Annotated in this window: 13 protein-coding genes and 2 pseudogenes; all 15 read right to left on the reverse strand. The window is 43.1% G+C overall.

What is annotated here, in order from left to right; all coding sequences use genetic code 11:
- Complete coding sequence (locus GWK51_RS10215) at window positions 1–369, reverse strand: mCpol domain-containing protein (RefSeq protein ID WP_161933609.1); 369 nt, start codon at window positions 367–369, stop codon at window positions 1–3.
- 377 nt (window positions 370–746) lie between these two features.
- Entirely contained in the window at window positions 747–1358 is a 612-nt protein-coding gene (locus GWK51_RS10220; RefSeq protein ID WP_161933610.1) for a DUF805 domain-containing protein, read from the reverse strand.
- Window positions 1359–1529: 171 nt separating this feature from the next.
- Window positions 1530–1787, reverse strand: a pseudogene (locus GWK51_RS16625) (DUF1214 domain-containing protein); the annotation flags it as partial.
- A gap of 12 nt (window positions 1788–1799) precedes the next feature.
- Window positions 1800–2807, reverse strand: a pseudogene (locus GWK51_RS10225) (DUF1254 domain-containing protein).
- Window positions 2808–3209: 402 nt separating this feature from the next.
- Window positions 3210–3986, reverse strand: a complete 777-nt coding sequence (locus GWK51_RS10230; protein WP_161933611.1) for a class II aldolase/adducin family protein — start codon at window positions 3984–3986, stop codon at window positions 3210–3212.
- Between the two features lie 532 nt (window positions 3987–4518).
- A complete protein-coding gene (locus GWK51_RS10235) occupies window positions 4519–5217 on the reverse strand; it encodes a response regulator transcription factor (protein WP_161933612.1) in 699 nt (232 codons plus the stop codon).
- 5 nt (window positions 5218–5222) lie between these two features.
- Window positions 5223–7877 carry a sensor histidine kinase gene (locus GWK51_RS10240; protein ID WP_161933613.1) on the reverse strand — a complete coding sequence of 885 codons (2655 nt, stop codon included), beginning with the start codon at window positions 7875–7877 and terminating at the stop codon, window positions 5223–5225.
- A gap of 10 nt (window positions 7878–7887) precedes the next feature.
- Window positions 7888–8505 (reverse strand): potassium-transporting ATPase subunit KdpC, encoded by a 618-nt coding sequence (gene kdpC / locus GWK51_RS10245; protein WP_161933614.1) that lies wholly within the window; start codon window positions 8503–8505, stop codon window positions 7888–7890.
- Between the two features lie 9 nt (window positions 8506–8514).
- Window positions 8515–10524: a potassium-transporting ATPase subunit KdpB gene (kdpB, locus tag GWK51_RS10250; protein WP_161933615.1), complete on the reverse strand. Its 2010-nt coding sequence runs from the start codon at window positions 10522–10524 to the stop codon at window positions 8515–8517.
- A 15-nt stretch (window positions 10525–10539) separates the two neighbouring features.
- Window positions 10540–12237, reverse strand: coding sequence for a potassium-transporting ATPase subunit KdpA (gene kdpA, locus GWK51_RS10255; protein ID WP_161933616.1), 1698 nt, complete (start codon window positions 12235–12237; stop codon window positions 10540–10542).
- A 210-nt stretch (window positions 12238–12447) separates the two neighbouring features.
- Window positions 12448–13050, reverse strand: coding sequence for a DapH/DapD/GlmU-related protein (locus GWK51_RS10260; protein ID WP_161933617.1), 603 nt, complete (start codon window positions 13048–13050; stop codon window positions 12448–12450).
- Window positions 13051–13086: 36 nt separating this feature from the next.
- Window positions 13087–14028, reverse strand: coding sequence for a phenylacetic acid degradation operon negative regulatory protein PaaX (gene paaX / locus GWK51_RS10265; protein ID WP_161933618.1), 942 nt, complete (start codon window positions 14026–14028; stop codon window positions 13087–13089).
- A 65-nt stretch (window positions 14029–14093) separates the two neighbouring features.
- Entirely contained in the window at window positions 14094–15386 is a 1293-nt protein-coding gene (gene paaK, locus GWK51_RS10270; RefSeq protein ID WP_100242737.1) for a phenylacetate--CoA ligase PaaK, read from the reverse strand.
- A gap of 59 nt (window positions 15387–15445) precedes the next feature.
- Window positions 15446–16657: a 3-oxoadipyl-CoA thiolase gene (gene pcaF / locus GWK51_RS10275; RefSeq protein ID WP_161933619.1), complete on the reverse strand. Its 1212-nt coding sequence runs from the start codon at window positions 16655–16657 to the stop codon at window positions 15446–15448.
- A 13-nt stretch (window positions 16658–16670) separates the two neighbouring features.
- Window positions 16671–18227, reverse strand: coding sequence for a 3-hydroxyacyl-CoA dehydrogenase (locus GWK51_RS10280; RefSeq protein WP_161933620.1), 1557 nt, complete (start codon window positions 18225–18227; stop codon window positions 16671–16673).

The following is an 18227-nucleotide window of genomic DNA, read 5'->3' on the forward strand; positions in this document are numbered from 1 at the left end:
TTATCCCTTTAAATCATTGTAGCTATGGACACGATCTTTCCCATGACTTTTGGCAGACAATAATGCGATATAAGATTCACGCATGCTTGCGCCGACGCCCATAGAAAAAGTTATTTCATTACCTATAAAAGCCTTTATCTCATCGAATAATTCAAATTCATCTATTTGTACATTGTCTATGAATCCCGCGACACCATCTGCTGCACAGAACATAATTGTAAAACCAATATTTGATAAAAAATCAGCAATTTGATGAGTTTTATGATTAACTAGACAGTTGATTTCCTTCAGGCTATCCATGTCATTATTTAAATAAGAAGCAGTTATTTTTTGCCCAATATCATCACCATCAATACTTATAAAGAACATAATATATCTGTGTTAAAAATTTCTATAGAAGATATTTTAAAGATAGCAAATTTTTAATTTTTATTAAATATCAAATATTTCAACCTCAGTTTTCCTAATCACTAAAACTAAATAAAAAAAGCCTCAATCAAAAAATAAATTGACTTGTAAAGATTAATAAATAAACTACTTATTTCTGCACTGTTTCGCTCTAATTTTATCAATATTTAAGCCTTTTTGACTTCCCTCGTTGCTCCAATCCAACAACAAAAAAGGGGCACTGATTACCACTAATATCAATCAAAAATAGCAATTCATCTTGAGGTAAAAGGTATTCAACTCATCTAACAGCAACACTAGAAAAATGTCACTGTCAGATCAAGTCTTAATGCATATATTTACTTCGCTGGCTCTCCCCATTGGTTCGATTCAGGCTTGGTTTCCATTACAGACCAAATCAACAATGGAATAAGCCCAATAATGGTCAGTGCCAACAGCATCCACCAACCTGAACGGTTCACATCATGCAAACGACGTGCGCCAACAGCAAGAGATGGCAATAAAAAGAACAATGAAAGTAAGCCAGAAATTGCATCTATACCAGCGTCACTCACGCCTATAATTGCCAAACTTATTCCCAGAATCAGTCCAATTAAAATTTGGAACAAATAAAAATACCAATATTCTTTACGGCGCGCTCGCCCTGAAAAATTGACGTAATTTTTTAAACATTTCATTGACCAGTCGAAGAAACCAAAATTTTCTTCGGCTTGTAACTGTTCGGAATGTGCATTATTTACTGCTGAAAAAGCGGGTTGGCGAGCAAATGCCATCACATAAATACTAACAGCCTGATTTAAATCATTGACTGAAAAATCGACATATTGCCCACGTGCGGGAGAGGTTTGGTCTTTCCACTCTGAACCAAAGAAGCTATAGCGCTTACCATCGTCCCCTTGAATCACACCTTCATTAATCTGGAAGTTAAAATCTGCTAATGTACCTTTCATTATAAAGTTCCAATTGATATTCAATATTTTATTGTTGGAAATGCCATCATACTGGAACAGTGTATTTTTCTAAAATATATTCCTGTAACCAATTCTTAAATGACTATATAAATAAAAATAGCCCTCATGCGAGGACTATTTAAAAAGATTTTTAAGTAAAATCAGTTAGGCTTATTTCACCACTTGCACGACTGGCATTGGGTATTTGCCGTCTTGAATTGCCTTATCTGGACCGTACATACGTAAAATGATGTAGCAGTCTTTGTTTGGAATTGGCAAGTAGTTCGGATTGTTGGCATTGGCTTTTTCATCTGAACTGAGTTCAATGGTGTACATACCGTCTGCACCTGGTTTAAGGGTACGGTCACCACGGCTATGACGGTTCATTTTATTGTGTGCCATGAGTCGGTCATCCGAACCATAAACGGTAAATGACCAGAACTAGCTCACGTTTGGTGCTTTGAAATGAATTTTGTATTTCTTCCCATTGGAACCGTTAATTTTTTTACCGTCTGAACCCACTTCAGTTTTTAAGTAAACGGTTTCATCTGGTGGTAAGCCCCATTGACCTAAATATGTACCTTCTGCAAATAGATCACGTTGTGCATCGCCCAGTTGTGCACGTATACCCAGTAATTTACCTGCATTGGTCATTTTCGGAGCAAGATCGATAATATGTTGCATACCGAGCTTTTCACCCACTTTTGCAGCAGCGAGTTGCTCTTGTGTTAACTTATAATTACATGGCGCAATTCCCATCGCCTTGTATTGGCTCACCCATTTCTTATCTGCTTCCGCCATGGTGCCTTCACACAACATGAAGTTGACGCGCTCTAACCAAGAGGTTTTTGCAGGGTCTGGATAAGTTCTGACTTTTTGCTCTGGTCCCGCGACACCTAAATATTCAGATAAGGTACGAATGTTCCATTGGTCCATATAGTTGAGGGCTTTTTTCTCATCTTCTTTGCCCGTCGCCATAATACGACCCATCATTTTCTGCAAATCAGAATCGACATAAATCACTTCATCTACACTGTCTGGGACTGTGCCTTTCCAGTTTTTAAGCGCGAACATGAAACGACCACCTTTGGTGCCACGGGTACGCGCACCAATCATCGCGGTAGTCTAGTGTCCCATGTCCATAGTGTGCAGAATCCAGTAACGACCTTGGTCAAAATCTGGAATACTCACAATCACAAGTTCAGCGCCCAGGTCTAACCAGCCCATTAAATGCAGGGTATCGTTATTGATGGTGGGGGGTGCGGTATAGGTATCGTCTGCGATATGGCGAATGTTTTGGAAACGGTTTAAGGGAGTTTTGGTTTCTACTGCCGTTTCATAGAAAAATTTATAGGCTTCATCTATTGAATAGCCGTACAGATAAGCATCTTCTGCTAATTTATCGGGAATTGCTGCATTGGACATTGTGCTTACTGCTCCAAGCATCATAAGGGAAAGAAGTGCTGTTTTTTTTCATGTTATCGCTTTTGTGTTATAAATTTTATATTATTTTTATCACTTTTTAATCTCGCTTTCACTAGGTTTTTCGCTTGATTTTCAAACATAAATTAAAAAAATATTCACTCGTAAAAACAGCACTTTATATAAAACTATGCGCTGAGGTGTGATGCTTGGTTTTTTAAGTCCTCTTCATTTTGAAATGGGTAATATTCACGGGCTGGCTTTATCTGCTTGAAAAATCTTTTTTTAAAATTCAACACTCTGGTCAGTCACGTATATTGAGTGAATACGAATAAAAAAGGCCTATTCATTCCGACAATGTCATTGAATGAATAAGCCTTGGGCAATGTTTAGCTGTAACACAACGCTCAGGAAAATAATTTGAAACGCTTAAGAGCAATATTCTTCGCGTTGATGCTCAATTAAAGACAGTGCTGCATTCCATGCTTTCAGCATCACCATCTCAATGATTTCACCTTCAAATTGCTGCGTGGTGTGTTGACGCACGGCTTCGGAAGGAAGATGTAATTCTGCGCCTCCTGCCATGGCTTTAATTTGCGCTTGGCAAGCACGCTCTAGGAAGTAAATTTCGTGGAAAGCACGTTGAATGCTATCACCTGTCGATAACAAACCATGATTACGTAAAATCATGACGCGGTTTTGTCCCAAGTCTTTGACTAGACGCTCACGTTCTTCGGTCAACAGTGCCACGCCTTCATATTCGTGGTAGCTGACTTTGTTATAAAACTTCAAAGCATGTTGTGACAGTGGCAACAAACCGTGTTTTTGTGCAGAAACCGCAATCCCATCCGCAGTATGGGTATGAATCACGCAGTGCACATCTTTACGTGCATCATGAATGGCTGAGTGAATCACGAAGCCCGCCGTATTGACCATTTTTCCTTGATCATACTCCGCAACAATTTTGCCTTCATAATCAATTTTCACCAAATGCGAAGCCGTCATTTTTTCAAACGGAATGCCATACTGATTAATCAGGAAATGCCCTTCTTCGCCCGGTACACGCAAGCTGATATGGGTATCAATTAAATCCGTCATGCGGAAATGCGCAATTAGGCGATATAAACCTGCCAGTTGGCAGCGTGCTTCCCATTCGGTTTCAGACACAACTTCTTTAAGACTTTGCAGGGCTTGTAAACTTGTCATCAATGAATCCTTCATTTTTTTCCATTATTGTTGAACCACCTCACGGCATCATTCCGTGAAGTTACCGTTTTTCCATAAACGCGATCATATGGCTTAGGGGCTATCGTGATCAGTTTTTTAGTATTGCTCACGAGCAAATACTTCAAAATGAGAAGCATATCCATGCACCACATAGAGCAAAGAATTTAAAACTTTACTCAAGCCTTGTTGGTGAACTTAGCGCAGCATTTCCAAATGCTCAATGTCATTTTCATCCACCTCTAAGCTTAGGTATTGCAAGATTTGACAGTAAATAATGTGATTTCTGCAAAAGATTCCGACTAAATTGCAGTTCTAGTGCAGGTTCAGTTGGTGAAGCTTAATTTCCTAACGTTTCTTCGCCTCTAGCTCGATTGCCAAACTTTCCATTTTTAATTGATATGGAAACTGCTTAGTTTTCTTTATCGGGCATTAGAAATGTGCACGTTTGTTTCAAAAATAAAGGGGGGGGGGGTGAACCAAAGTGATTCAATACACGAATAAGTCTTTTAGATTAAGCTTCAAAACGCAGCCCTAAGCCTGCGATGGTGTGAATATATTTTGGGGTCAATGCCGAATCGCCTATTTTTGTTCTTAGCTTTTTGACCAGAATGCGTAAATAATGCGTGTCTTCTTCGTGAGTACTACCCCAAAGCTCCGTCATAATTTGCTTTTGTGGCACGATTTTGCCTTGATGACGAATTAATAAAGCCAATAATTGAAATTCTTTTTTGGTGAGTAGAATGTCTTGATTTGCCATTTTGACACTATGTTCAGCCACATCGACCCATAACTGACCATCATCAAATACCACATTCTGTGCAGCTTGTTGTGGTTTGTTGCGGAACATGACCCGAATACGGGCAGAAAGCTCCTGAATACTAAAGGGCTTAGTGACATAGTCATTTGCACCTGCATCTAATAACATAATTTTTTGTTGTTCATCAGGACGAGCAGACAGCACAATCACGGGGGCCTCTGACCATTGTCTCAGCTCTTTCAGTACCTCTTGTCCGTCTAAGTCGGGTAAACCCAAATCTAAAATCACCACATCGGCTCCACGTGAAGCCAAAATTTCCAGCCCCTGCATGCCATTCTCGGCAATCAGCACTTGATAGCCCTGCGCTCGAAAAGCAATGTCGAGAAACTTTCGAATCTGTGGTTCATCATCAATAATTAAAATTGAACCTTGAAGTGGGCTGGAGTGTGGCATAAATCTTAGGGTTGCTCCTGTTGAATGGGTAATCGTATGCGAATTAAGGTGCCTTGACCATAGCTGCCCGCCAAGGCTTCAATGCTGCCCATATGTGCGCCGATAATGGCTTTCACAATCGCTAGGCCCAAGCCTGTACCAGTTTTACCACGGTCTCCGCGTTGCATGGTGTAGAACATATCAAAAATCTGCTCACGCTCCGCTTCAGGAATCCCCACGCCCTGATCGGCAATATCAATTTGTAGAACTTCGTCAAATTGTTGAATAGCAACTGAGATAGGTACTTCTTCAGGAGAAAATTTGGCGGCATTTTCCAATACATTAAAAAGTGCTTGTTCAATTAATGCAGGATGCACATACAAGTCAGGTAAATCGGATGGTAATTCCATTTCGATATGGATATGCGGTTGATAGCGTTTTAAACGCTGAGTCGCCGAACCAACCAATTCTTCCACCGATATCCAAGCTCTTGCCAGTGTTAAACCCTGATGTCCCAAACGGGTCATGTCTAACAGGTTTTGGATATAGCGGTCTAGGCGCTCACCTTCTATATGTATGGTGTCGAGTAGACTCAGCCGATCTTGTTCTGACATCTGCTCGCCATAATATTTTAAGCTGTCTGCCGAACCAATCATTGCAGCCAAGGGCGAACGTAAATCGTGTGAAACCGAAGACAACAAGGCCGAGCGTAATTTCTCGGTTTCGGCGACTACACGCGAGTTTTCCAGTTGTTGTGAAAGCTGAATCCTTGCGGCGGTTTGGGCAATGTCCTCTATCATGAGTTCGACCAAACGCTGTTGTTCATAGCTAATCGTGGTGATGTTCAGATAAAAACGAATGGCGATGACTCCGCGCTCATCTCCCACTAAGCAGGGATTCATCCACCATTCCGATTGACTTAAAGTCTGGGTAAAACGCCCACAAGATTTGCCATTTTTTAAAGTCCACTCTGCTGCGATTAGGTCTTTTTCATTCAGGCTGGACGGTCGTTCCGTTTCTACTGTGCCTATTTTCAGCCATATTTGCGCATTCAAGACATGTTCCAGATGCTGTTTGGCAATATTCAATACTTGAGGAATATCGACACAACTCGACAGCTTACGCTCCAATTCTTGCAACTGGAGCGATAGTGAATTGGCGGCACGTAAATTTAACACCTGTACCCTTAAACGGTTGGCTAAACGCCCGACCAACAGTGCAGTAATCATAAAGGTCATAATGGTAATGACCCCGCGCTCGGCACTGATGCTAAAGGTATAACGCGGCTCAATAAAGAAGTAGTTATATAAAAGAAAACAGCAAAACACACTAATACTGGTAATCAGCATGCGCGTACGCATTGCCACCAACAGCACAGTCACAATAAAAATCAGCGCCAAATCGGTATAGCCAATAAAATGATCACTGATCATGGCAGCCACAAAACCCGCCAGCACAATCAACACACTTTCGCGGATTTCTTTGACATTATCCGACTCTGTTTGTCCAAATAAAGATGATGTCGCCGCCGAAGTTTGTCGGGTTGTTGCGACATTTTTTTCCTTTAACGGCTGCACAAAGGTAATTTCAAAAGGGTGCTGTTGTTCTAACAGTTGATCGGCAATATGGTCTGAAAATAGACGTTGCCACAGCGACTTTTGCGGACTTTTTCCCAATAGAATATTGGATGCCCCATGATCATAAGCCGCCTGTAAAATGGCAGTCGCAATATGATTGCTATACAACAAATTGGTTTCTGCACCCAGTTTGCGTGCCAAATGAAAGGCTTTGGTCACCGCCAGTGTCTGTAATGATTCCGCTTGGCTTTTTTGAATGGAAATCACACTCCAACTAGCATTGCGACGCTCGGCAATGCGATGGGCACGGCGCACCAAATCTTCCGAGTACTCCGAACCATCAATCGCTAACAGCACATGATTTTGTATCGGAACAATTTGCCCTTGTGCAATAAACTTTTCACGGTAGTCTAATTCGACCTGCCCCGCCACGGTTTGTATGGCTAAATCACGTAAAGCAGTTAGGTGTGCAGGTTTAAAAAATCCCTGTAAGGCTTGCGGTGCAACATCAGGCAGATAAATTTTGCCCTGATGCATGCGTTCCAGCAATTCAGGTACAGGTAAGTCGACCAGACGAATATCTTTCAGGCGCTTCAGTAACGCATCGGGCACTGTTTCACGTACCCGAATGCCTGTAATTTGATAGACCACATCATTCAAACTTTCCAGATGCTGAATATTCAAGGTGCTGTAGACATTAATGCCTGCATCAAGCAACTCATTCACATCTTGCCAGCGAAATTCGTGCCGACTGTTGGGAATGTTACGGTGCGCCAGTTCATCCACCAACACAATGTCAGGCTTGAGCTGCAAGAGGCAATCCAGATCCATTTCTTCTAATTGACGATCTTGATAGCTCACCTGCTTTTTCGGAATAACATTTAATCCATGAATTAAACGCTCTGTTTCAGACCGACCGTGGGTTTCCACCACGCCTACCACCACCTGATGCCCCTGTTGCATCAACTCATGGGCACGGCTCAGCATGGCATAAGTTTTTCCTACACCTGGTGCCGCCCCCAAGAAAATGGTTAAACGCCCCGATTGCTCACGCTGACTGTGAGCCAACCATGCATCTGCTTTGCTGTTACGGTCGATCTGCATAAGGTACGCGCTACTCTGTTATTGTTTTAGAGGACAACTGATCTAAAGCCAAATTCAGCTCCAGAACATTAACTCGGGCTTGCCCATACACTCCGAACTGTGGTGTTTGTATATGCTGTTGAACCAAAGCCTGAACTTCTTGTACAGTTAACTGACGCTGCTGGGCAATACGGTTGACCTGTAACAAGGCACTTTTAGGCGAAATATCGGGGTCAATGCCACTACCTGAGGCACCAAGCATTTCCAAAGGGACATCTTGTTCAGCCACCTGATTTTGTTGCGCAAACTGCTTGGCTCTTTCTCTTATCAATTGTTGTAATTCTGGATTAGAAACTGCCAGATTACTGCCTGCCATCGCCTCGACATTATAATTCACCGCACTCGGGCGCGCATGGAAATACTGCGGACTGACAAATTGCTGCCCAACCAGTCGTGAGCCTATCATTTTACCATTTTGCTCAAGCACGCTCCCATTCGACTGTACGGGGAACAGCCACTGCGCCAGAGAAACACTAACACTGCAATAGCCAATCCCTGCGATCAAGAATCCCACTAAGATTAAACCGATAGTCGGACGCAATACAGACTGTGACTGATGAGATAAGGGAAGTTCGAGTAAGGTATTCATGTTTAGCTCCTAAATCCACGATGACACAACAAGATCAATCAATTTGATGACCACAAAAGGAAAGATCACACCACCCACGCCATAGATGAGCATATTACGACGTAAAAGTTGCAAGGCACTGGCAGGTTTGAATTGCACCCCTTTTAATGCCAGTGGAATCAGCATCGGAATAATTAAGGCATTAAAAATTAACGCAGAAATAATGGCACTTTGCGGACTGCTCAGACGGAGAACGTTCAACACCTCTAATTGTGGAATCGCCACGGCAAACAATGCAGGCAAAATTACAAAGTATTTCGAGACATCATTGGCCAATGAAAATGTAGTCAGTGCGCCACGGGTAATCAATTGTTGTTTACCAATTTCAACCACATCCAGCAGCTTGGTCGGGTCAGAGTCCAAGTCCACCATATTGCCCGCCTCTTTTGCCGCTTGCGTACCGGAGTTCATGGCCAAGCCGATATCTGCCTGTGCCAATGCAGGTGCATCATTGGTACCATCCCCCACCATCGCCACCAATTTACCCGCAGCCTGTTCCTTGCGAATACAGTCCAATTTATCTTCAGGTTTGGCTTCTGCGATGTAATCATCCACCCCAGCTTCGGCAGCAATCGCAGCAGCAGTTAGTGGATTATCCCCTGTGACCATAATGGTTTTAATGCCCATTTCACGCAACAATGCAAAACGTTCTTTAATCCCCTGCTTAATCACATCCGACAGTTCAATCACACCTAAAAGTAGCTGTTGATCCATGACTACCAATGGCGTCTTACCTTGACGTGCAATGTTTTCCACAATCTGTTTTAATTCAGCGTGTACCGATGAATTTTGATGTGGAAGTTGTAAAATCGCATCATAAGACCCCTTACGAATTTGACGCCGATCTGCCAAATCTACCCCTGAAATACGGGTCTGAGCACTAAAAGGTATAAACTCCATCTGCAGATCTGACGAAGCGGATTCCCCTTGGTGCTGAGCCAATTTCACAATTGACTTGCCCTCAGGGGTCGGGTCTGCCAAAGAAGATAGCAACGCAGCTTGGCGTAACTGTGGCATGGAAACACCCTGTACCGTATGAAAAGCTGTCGCTTGGCGATCACCATAGGTGATGGTGCCTGTTTTATCTAATAACAGCACATCAATGTCACCTGCAACTTCGACTGCTTTCCCCGATTTTGCCAAGACATTGGCTTTTAAGGCTCGGTTCATGCCTGCAATCCCAATTGCAGGTAACAAGCCACCAATCGTGGTCGGAATCAGACACACCAGCAGCGCCACCAGCAATACCAGACTGATTTTAATGCCCACCATCGCGCCAATAAATGGCAAAGTCGCCACCACCACCACAAAAGTGATGGTCATAATATTCAGTAAAATGCTGAGGGCGATTTCATTCGGTGTTTTTTGACGGTTTGCACCTTCAACCAAAGCAATCATGCGGTCTAAAAAGCTATGTCCTGCTTCACTACTAACTCGTAAAATAATGCGGTCAGACAAAACTTTGGTTCCACCTATGACCCCTGAACGATCCGTATGGGCTTCACGTAACACGGGTGCAGACTCACCTGTAACCGCAGATTCATTAATAGTGGCAAAACCCTGAATAATCTCACCATCCGCAGGAATAATTTCACCTGCATGAACCACAACCAAATCATCTTTTTTTAACAGGTTGGCAGAAATCACCTCTGCTTCAGCATTTGGATTTGCCACGCGGTTCGCCATCAAGTTTTCACGTGCCTGACGTAAGGATGCGGCCTGTCCACGCCCTTTAGCTTCTGCCACGGCTTCGGCATAGTTGGCAAACAGTACCGTCATGAACAGAATTAGGCTGATGAGCAAGCCAAAAACCAAACTGGTGGTTCCCAACACCGTTGCAATAAAACTGAACAGTGTTCCTAACCATACGCATGCCATGACAGGATTTTTAAATGCATACTGTGGGAGCAATTTATAAAAAGTTTGCTGAACAATTTCTTTATTTAAAATATCAAGTTGTGTCGCATTGGAATGTTGCATTGTAGTTGCTCCACCTTAATTTTGAATCGTCAAATAGTCTGCAATGGGTCCTAAAACCATTACAGGCATAAATTGCAAAATTGTAAGAATCAGCACGATACCGACCATGGTCAGTGCAAAGGTCACCGACTCAATTTGAAGTGAACCTTTACCTGCGAGTGCTTGAGGTTTAGTTGCCAAACTCACTGCAATCAGGACTGGAATAATCAGTACGCTATAGCGCCCTGCCAACAAAGCGACACTGGCACTTAAATTCCACCACACCGTGTTATCGCCCAGCCCTTCAAAACCTGAACCATTATTGGCATAGGCGGAAACATACTCGTAAAACACCTGACTAATGCCATGAAATGCAGGGTTGGAGTTTCCTGTCAGTGCAGGGAATGCAATCGCAATGGCAGTCAAGCCTAAAATCACCACAGGCTGCAACAGAATGACCAAAGCCAGTAGCTTGATTTCAGTCACTTCAATTTTTCGACCAAACAGCTCTGGGGTACGCCCTGTCATTAATCCCGCGATAAATACCGCTAAAAATAGATAGATAAAGAACTGTAATAGCCCACAGCCAATACCACCCCAAATGGCGTTAATCAGCATATTGCACAGTGCAACCAACCCTGTCAGTGGGGATGCAGAATCATGCATCATATTGACCGAACCATTATTCACTTGCGTGGTCAAACTTGCCCACAATGCCGAGGCTTCTGCCCCAAAGCGCATTTCTTTACCTTCCATCAATGCGGTATTGGCAGCTAAGGAAGATTGTTCGGTCCAAAAACTGAGCGCGGTTGAGCTCAATGACATCAATAACATGCTGCCAAAGATCATCCACATTAATGCTGGACGCTGAATAAAACGCCCAAGCATAACTATTACTGATAATGGAATCAGTAAAATGGCCAGCATTTCTAAAACATTGGAAAACGGTGTTGGATTCTCTAGTGGTACACTGCTGTTCGGTCCATACCAGCCTCCGCCATTACTGCCCAACTGTTTAATCGCCACCATTGGCGCAACTGGACCTAGTGGAATATGCTGAGTTTGAACTTTAGCCTGTTGATCGAGTACCTGTACTACTGGACCAGAGGACAGTGTAGAAGGTACACTTTGAAAGGTGAACAACAAGGAAAATAGCATCGCCAAAGGGATAAAAAAGCGCAACAAAGGACGGATGATGTCCATCCAAAAATTGCCCAAATTAATCTTGTCCCATGTGGTTTTGCCTTGTGCTGTTTGAGTCTTAGGTTGTAAAAACAACGCTCTTAACATCGCCACCAGCATGGCTAGCCCCAACAATGGCGATAAATATTGCAGACCAACAATCACAGTCATTTGTGATAAATACGACAGCTGAGCTTGTCCCGAATAATGTTGCTGGTTGGTATTGGTTAAAAATGAAATAGCGGTATGTAATGCCAAATCCCACTGCATATTTGGAATATGATCGGGATTAAATGGTAGCCATGCTTGGGTCATCAGCACAGCAATACTCGTGATTAACAGCAGAATATTGGTACAGACAAACGCTGTTAAATACTGTCGGCACGTCATGCCCTGCGCACGAATATGCAAGGCAGCATAAATAGGACGTTCAATCCAATTGAACAGCACATCGCTTTTCATGGGTTTGGTTTGCATGATATTGGCCAAATAGCATCCAAGCGGATAAGCCAAAAGCAATGCCAGAATAAATACGGAAATAAATTCCCACATAACAAATGCCATCGAAAATAGGTCAGCATTAGTATGGAAATCAGGCGCGTAAATTCTCTATATGCAAAACAGAGGTTGGCGTAAATTTTGCGTTAATTTTTATAAGTGAAAGTCAGCTAAAGGATATGAATTATGGAAATGAACAGCATGATTTTTACTTGGTAGAGAGGCACGCATCAGAACAGCCTTACTCTTCTGATGCGTTATTTTTTAGCTGGCGTGACTCTTGATCACATGATCAGAATTAAAATGACTATGGGTTAAACGCTCAGCCGAATTTTCAGTTAAAGGGTCAACTTCTTGCATTGTGCTCAGACTACGTGCGGTTAAATCCATATATTGCTGTGTGCCTTTGAATTTCCATGCAATTTCTTTGGCTTCCAAAGTCCGAATCACACGCGCAGGACTCCCCACCACCATCGAATTAGCAGGAATGTCGGCTTTGGCTTTCACTGTGCTATTGGCCCCGACAATGGTATTTTCACCAATATAAGCTTCATCCAAAATCACACTGTTCATACCAATCAAGGCATTTTTACCAATACGGCAACCATGCAAAATTGCACCATGTCCAATATGCCCGAACTCTTCCACCACGGTGACATTATTCGGAAAACCATGAATGATGCAGGAATCTTGCACGTTGGCATTTTGATGAATATGAATCCCGCCAAAGTCTGCACGTAAAGCTGCGAATGGACCAATATAAGCCCCATCTTCGACAATTACATCGCCAATCAGCACCGCAGTCGGATGCACAAAAGCTTTGGGACTGACCACGGGAATGACACCATCAATGGCATAACACGGCATAGTTTATTCCTTAAACTGTGAGTCTATTTTATCTGCTTAGTAGCTCGGCTCTTCCTGCTTTAAGCCACCAAAACGCTTATAGAATTGCGGATGTGCAGGTGGCATTGAACCTTCTGAAGTACGCGCAATGTCCATAAAGAATTCATCGCCTGCTAACACTACGGTTTGATACAGATTACTGCTCAAATTACGTGAATTCAGCGACAGCCAGTTCGATGGCAATAATTCAAAAGGTAAATTCGGATCTTTGAGTAAAATTCGACGATATTGATGAATCAATAAAATACGAATCTGGAAGGCCTGCATCGGATTGAGTTCTTCATCACTGTCGACCAAATTAAAGAATTCTCTGAAATCACTGATGAATTTTTCATAACGCTGATGCAGTTCTTGCACAGGCCAGTTCACTTCGACCATGCGTTTGACCGTTGGGTAAGATTCTTGCCAGATTTGCAAAGCTTCGGCTTTAAAGATCACCACTTGGTCAGTCATCTTTAAACCCAATAATAGGTTTTGCAGTTTGAGATGGTCACAGCCCGGATACGCCATGACATTGGTGGCAATATTGGCAAAACCGAGCCATTCCAGCTCTTTTTTCAGGGTGACTTTATTTTCTAGTTCGACCGAACTGAGCAACACCAGATCCCATTTTTGGTCCCACTCTTGTTGCGTGAAACTGTAAATTTTCTGGTCTGCCATAATAAAACGTTGGCGACTGCTTTCCGTGACACGGTAGTAACTGGTCCGTCCGATTTTCTCGGAAATCAGCCAACCATTCTGGACAAGGCGGAATACGGCTGTACGAACCGAACGCTCGTTAAAACCAAACACATCCATTAACTGAATTAAGCTGGCAAGGCTGATAATGCCACCGCGGTGAAAAATACAGTCACCAAAGATGGTCATAATCAGCGAGGTACCGCTCAGTGCTTCGTTGTTAATGAAATCATCAATAACTTGTTTTAATTTGAGATTCATTGCGTTCAACTATTACCTTGTCAGATCAGAATGATAAATCATGTGATCTATCATTCAACTAAAACTTATGCCGATTTTCGAATATCAAAGACGCGTTGCGCTTTCCCCTCAGAACGTGGCAGGCTGCCTTCTGGTAAAATTTCAACCATCACTGAAATACCGACCATGGTTTTGATCTGGGTTTTCAATAAGGCTGCAATTTGCGGAGTTAACGTTTCACTCACATCTTTGCGCATTTCAGCACGAATATGCAAAGTATCCAAGTGTCCTTGTTTGCAAATTTGAATTTGGTAGTTCGGCACCAATTGTGGAATATGCAAAATCTGTTCTTCAATTTGTGATGGGAACACATTTACACCGCGAATAATCATCATGTCATCGCTACGACCGACAATTTTATCCATACGGCGCATAGTACGCGCAGTACCTGGCAATAAGCGGGTCAAGTCACGGGTACGGTAACGAATCACAGGCATGCCTTCTTTGGTAATCGTCGTGAATACCAACTCACCCAACTCACCATCTGGTAATACTTCGCCAGTTTCAGGGTTAATGATTTCTGGATAGAAATGATCTTCCCAAATGGTTGGACCGTCTTTGCTTTCAAGACATTCCATCGCCACACCCGGACCCATCACTTCAGATAAGCCATAGATGTCCAAAGCATCAATGCCTAGGCGATCTTCAATCTCACGGCGCATTTCATTGGTCCATGGCTCTGCACCAAAGATACCGGTTTTGATTGAACAGTCTTTTGCCGTACCAAATTTCTTTTCTAGCGCTTCAATAATATTTAAGCAGTACGATGGAGTCACCATTAATGCCGTTGGCTTAAAGTCATGAATCAGTTGTGCTTGACGCTCAGTTTGACCACCTGACATTGGAATCACGGTTGCGCCCAAACGTTCTACGCCATAATGTGCACCTAAACCGCCTGTAAACAGACCATAGCCATAAGACACTTGAATGGTATCTTTGTTCGATAAGCCTGCTGCACGTAATGAACGTGCCACTACATCTGACCAGACATTAATATCGTTTTGGGTATAACCGACCACGGTCGGCTGACCTGTAGTACCTGATGAAGCATGAATACGGATAATTTGTTCCTGTGGCACCGCAAACATGCCAAACGGATAGTTATCGCGTAAATCTTTTTTGGTGGTAAATGGGAACTTGGCCAAGTCTTCTAAAGATTTGAAATCATCAGGATGTACCCCTGCTTCATCAAATTTTTGCTTATACACTGGGCTATTTTGATAGGCGTGTTGCAGTGTCTTTTTCATGCGCTCCAATTGCACACTACGTAACTCGTCCACTGAAACCGTTTCAATCTTTTCCATTGCATTGTTATTCATATTCTGTACTCCTAGTGCAGTCATCCTGACTGCGGGTTATTCCGTTTTAGACTATTTCCTTAGTCCACATTTTCTATAATCAGTGCGACACCTTGTCCTACACCGACACACATGGTGCAGAGCGCGTATTTTCCATTGCGACGCTTCAATTCTTTCATGGCGGTAATCACCAAACGTGTACCACTCATGCCCAATGGATGACCCAGTGCAATGGCACCACCATTTGGATTGACACGTTGATCATCATCTTGCAAACCGAGTTCACGCATCACCGCAAGCGACTGCGCTGCAAAGGCTTCATTCAGTTCAATCACATCCATTTGATCAAGCGTTAAGCCCGTTTGCTTCAATACTTTTTGTACCGCAGGCACAGGACCAATACCCATGTATTTGGCTTCAACACCCGCTTGCGCAATTGCCACCACTTTTGCCAGCGGTTTTAAACCATGCTTGCTTGCAAACTCTGGACTGCCCAATAACATACAAGCTGCACCATCATTAACACCTGAGGCGTTACCCGCAGTGACCGAACCACCTTCTTTACGGAAAGGCGCTTTTAAAGCGGCCAAGGCATCAACGGTAGTATCTGCACGTGGATGCTCATCGGTATCGATGGTAATGCTGTTTTTCTTACGATCTTGAATGGTTACAGGCAAAATTTCTTCAGCCAAAACACCATTTTGTTGTGCAACTGCCGTTTTTTGCTGACTGCGATAAGCAAACAAGTCTTGGTCATCACGGCTAATTTGATATTTCTCAGCCACGTGTTCAGCGGTTTCAGGCATGCTATCCACACCAAAATTCGCTTTGAATTTTGGATTAACAAAGCGCCAGCCAATCGTGGTATCAAATATTTCAGGCGTACGGCTAAATGCGGTTGTGGCTTTCGATTGTACAAAAGGTGCACGGCTCATTGACTCAACGCCACCCGCCAATACAAACTGTACTTCGCCCGATTTAATCGCACGTGCTGCCAGTCCAACTGCATCTAAGCCCGAAGCACATAAACGGTTCACGGTAATGGCAGGGACTGAATCAGGTAAACCCGCCAATAAAGATGCCATACGCGCGACATTACGGTTATCTTCACCGGCTTGGTTGGCACAACCTAAAATCACTTCATCCAATTCATTCCAAGGTAAATGTGGATGTTGATTTTTCAAATACTGAATCGGTAATGCAGCCAAGTCATCGGCACGAATGCCACTTAAACCACCAGCATAGCGACCAATTGGGGTGCGGATGCCATCTAAAATATAAACCTGTTCCATTTGTCTTCTTCCTTTAGCCAGCAATAAGAAATTGTTGTGATTGCGGGCTGTTTTGCACGTTTCCTCGTGCAGTTTTCTTCGCTAAATATATACTTGGTCTGTAGCGTTCTTCACCATAAATACGATACAGATTTTTCAGAGTTTGTAAAATAGTGTTGTATCCTATTTTTTCCGCCCACTGGAACGGACCTTGCGGATAGTTCACACCATATTTCATTGCAGAATCAATATCTTGCTCAGATGCAATATCATGTAACACCGCTTCACATGCTTCATTCACTAACATTGAAATGGTTCGTAACACATAAAGTCCTGCATGATCCTGTGTCCATAGTGGTATCACATTCATGCCAATGAACAAATTATCAACAATCGACTGATCAACTTCCGCACATGCCACTGAAGCCACCACTGGAATTGCTTTGGCTTGTTCCCAGTCCGCATGCCAATCCATCAGTACAACTTTCTGAGCAGCATAATCCAGATCGACCGACTCACCCAATGAAAGACGAAGAGACACTTCTCCCACCAAAATTTCATCACGTGTACCTTCAGCAAATTTCACATCTAAATGTGAAGCATGTGCCAAACGCTGAATCAAACCAGAAGAATGCTTCCAATCACCTTTCACGGTGATCGCCAATTTCTCAACAGATTTGGCATAACGTACAGGCAATTCATACTGTGGAGTTGGCGTTGCTTGAGCATAATCGTAAAAACCCTGTTTGGTTTTACGACCAAAACAGCCTGCATCTACTAATTCTTTTTGAATCAACGATGGACGATAACGCGGCTCATAAAAGAATTCTTGATAGACACTTTGCGTGACTGAAAAATTCACATCTTGACCAATTAAATCGGTTAATTCGCATGGACCCATCGCGAAGCGACCACATTCACGCAGAATAAAATCAAGTTCTTCCGGACGTGTCACATTTTCCTGTAGCGCACGGAAAGCTTCCGCATAGTATGGACGTGCAACACGATTGACGATGAAACCTGGTGTCGATTTTGCCAAGACAGGCACTTTGTTCCATGACTTCATCAAGCTCAACAAGGCATCTGCAATTGCGACTGAACTTTTTAAGCCACGGATAATTTCCACCAGTTTCATTACAGGTGCTGGGTTAAAGAAATGCAAACCCACTACACGCTCTGGATGTGGAATCGCAGCAGCAATGGCTGTAATTGAAATTGAAGACGTATTCGATGCAAAAATTGTATGTTCAGTACACACTGCAGCCAACTGTTGAAACAAGCTTTGCTTGACTTCTTTCTTTTCAACAATCGCTTCAATAATCAGTTGTGCAGAAGCTAACTGTGCTAACTCATGCGCAACGCTTAAATTGGCAAAAGTACTGTCATACAGTTCCTGCGTCATTTTTCCTGCTTGCACACGCTTTGTGAGTTGTGCAGCAAGTTGCTGTAACGCAGCTTCAGTTTTGCTGGCATCCACATCATACACAAAGGTTGGATGCCCATGCATCGCAGCCAATTGGGCGATACCAATTCCCATGGTACCTGCACCAATTACAGCGACAGGAGCCTGCTGTAAATTGATCTTTTCCAT

The organism is Acinetobacter kanungonis (assembly GCF_009939195.1).
GTDB classification, from domain to species: domain Bacteria; phylum Pseudomonadota; class Gammaproteobacteria; order Pseudomonadales; family Moraxellaceae; genus Acinetobacter; species Acinetobacter kanungonis.